Source organism: Mycobacterium sp. (assembly GCF_049673265.1).
Lineage (GTDB): Bacteria > Actinomycetota > Actinomycetes > Mycobacteriales > Mycobacteriaceae > Mycobacterium.
The window spans coordinates 1-2,447 of the sequence record NZ_JBATXN010000367.1 but is presented as its reverse complement, the minus strand read 5'-3'; the positions used below and the strand labels follow the sequence as shown (position 1 = coordinate 2,447).

Below are 2,447 nucleotides of genomic sequence, written 5' to 3'. Positions count from 1 at the left end.
CGGCGATGCTGCTGGCGGCGCTGGCCCTGGTGCTGCTGGGCGGCGGCAGCCGACCCTGGTGGAGTCGTCATACCCCCGTACCGGCGCACGGGCCGCTGGCCCGGTCGGTGCAAAGCCCAACGGCCGTAGTGGTATTCATCCTCGTCAGCGGGCTGCTGCAGGCGCTGTACTGGATTCGGCAGGGCGGCGATTTCATGCATGGCCGGGTGCTGCTGACACCGGTGTTCTGTTTGCTCGCGCCCGTTGCGGTGGTGCCCGTGGTGTTTCCCGATGGCACCGGGCTGTCCCGGGAGGCCGGTTACTGGTTGGCCGGCGCGGTGAGTGCGCTGTGGATGGCGATTGCGGGATGGTCGCTGTGGGCGGCGAATTCGCCCGGAATGGGCGACGACGCCACCCGGGTCACCTACTCCGGCATCGTGGACGAGCGGCGCTTCTACGCGCAGGCGACGGGTCACGCCCATCCGCTGACGGCGGCTGACTACCTGGATTACCCGCGGATGCGCGCGGTGCTGGTGGCGCTCAACAACACTCCGGAGGGAGCTTTGCTGCTGCCATCCGGCAATTACGATCAGTGGGATCTGGTCCCGCCCGTCGGGCCGAAATCACCGCCGCCCGGCCCGCCTCACGATGCTAGCCCGGCCCAAAAGGGCCCGTACACAGTGTTTTTCACCAACCTCGGCATGGTGGGCATGAACGTCGGGCTGGACGTCCGGGTGATCGACCAGATCGGATTGGCCAACCCGCTGGCCGCTCACACCGCCCGGCTGCAGCACGGCCGGATCGGCCACGACAAGAACCTCTTCCCGGATTGGGTGATCGCCGACGGGCCCTGGGTGAAGTGGTATCCGGGCGTTCCGGGCTACCTCGACGCGCAGTGGGTGGCCCAAGCCGAGGCGGCCCTGAAGTGCCCGGCGACCCAGGCGATGCTGAATTCGGTGCGCGCTCCGATGGGTTTGCACCGGTTTGTGTCGAACCTGCTGCATTCCTATGAGTTCACCCAGTATCGAATCGACCGGGTTCCACGTTATGAACTCATCAGGTGCGGATTGGCGGTGCCCGAAACCGGCGGTGTCCCGTACACCGGCATGCCGGCCACCGGGCCCTAATCGGCCGGAATTTCGCTTCGGGCAGGGTCCGGAAAGAGAATTTTTCAACAACTTTGCTTCGGCGTGCCGCGATCGCCGCAGCAACCGCCCCGACCGGCGCGCAGCAACCCGGCATATGTATTCTTACCGGCGTGCGACCGCTCGTCGGCACATTCACAGCGTGGTGATCCGCAGCCGAATTGAGCGGGCCTGGCCGCGGCGTGGGGCCCGGGATGGGACCTCCGCTGAGGAGAAGGCACCCCCAAAGATGTGGTTGACTACACGGGCACTCCTGCCCGGTTGCGTATCAGGGCATGCAGTCCGACCCACAGCTGTGGGCCCGACAACGAATGAGGAAGCAAGAATGAGGCTTGTTGACAGGTTTCGCGGCGCGTCAAAAAGGATGCCGCGCCGACTCGCGATAGGGGTCGCCGCTGCGGCCCTGCTGCCGGGTCTGATCGGCGTCGTGGGTAACACCGCGACCGCGGGAGCGTTCTCCCGGCCCGGTCTGCCCGTCGAGTACCTGCAGGTTCCGTCCGCGGCGATGGGTCGCAACATCAAGGTCCAGTTCCAGAGCGGCGGCGCCAACTCACCGGCCGTGTACCTGCTCGACGGCCTTCGCGCCCAGGACGACTTCAACGGCTGGGACATCAACACCCCCGCCTTCGAGTGGTACAACCAGTCCGGCCTTTCGGTTGTGATGCCGGTGGGCGGGCAGTCCAGCTGGTACACCGACTGGTACAGCCCGGCCTGCGGTAAGGCCGGTTGCTCCACCTACAAGTGGGAGACCTTCCTGACCAGCGAGCTGCCGCAGTACCTGCAGGCCAACAAGCAGGTCAAGCCGACCGGCGGCGCGGCCGTCGGTCTGTCGATGGCCGGTGCATCGTCGCTGAACTTGGCGAACTACCACCCGGACCAGTTCATCGAGGTCGGCTCGTTCTCCGGCCTGATGGACCCCTCCCAGGGCATGGGGCCGTCGCTGATCGGCCTGGCGATGGGTGACGCCGGCGGCTACAAGACCAAGGACATGTGGGGCCCCAAGGAGGACCCGGCCTGGCAGCGCAACGACCCGCTGCTCAACGTCGGCAAGACCGTCGCCAACAACACCCGCGTGTGGATGTACTGCGGCAACGGCAAGCCGTCGGAACTCGGTGGCGACAACCTGCCGGCCAAGTTCCTCGAGGGTTTCGTGCGGACCAGCAACATGAAGTGGCAGGACGCCTACAACGCGGCCGGTGGCCACAACGCGGTGTTCAACTTCGACGCCAACGGCACGCACGACTGGCCGTACTGGGGTGCTCAGCTGCACGCCATGCTGCCCGATCTGCAGCAGCATCTCGGTGCGACTCCGGGCGCGGGTCC

At 66.5% G+C, this 2,447-nt stretch carries 2 protein-coding genes; both read left to right on the top strand.

Translation table 11 applies throughout. The features are described 5' to 3' along the window. Positions 1 to 1,106, top strand: a 1,106-nt coding sequence (gene zomB, locus WBF82_RS12770; RefSeq protein ID WP_424383388.1) for a flagellar motor control protein ZomB, incomplete at its 5' end; no start/stop codon positions are given. Between the two features lie 343 nt (positions 1,107 to 1,449). Further along, the coding region (locus tag WBF82_RS12765; protein WP_424383387.1) for an esterase family protein at positions 1,450 to 2,447 on the top strand (998 nt) is incomplete at its 3' end.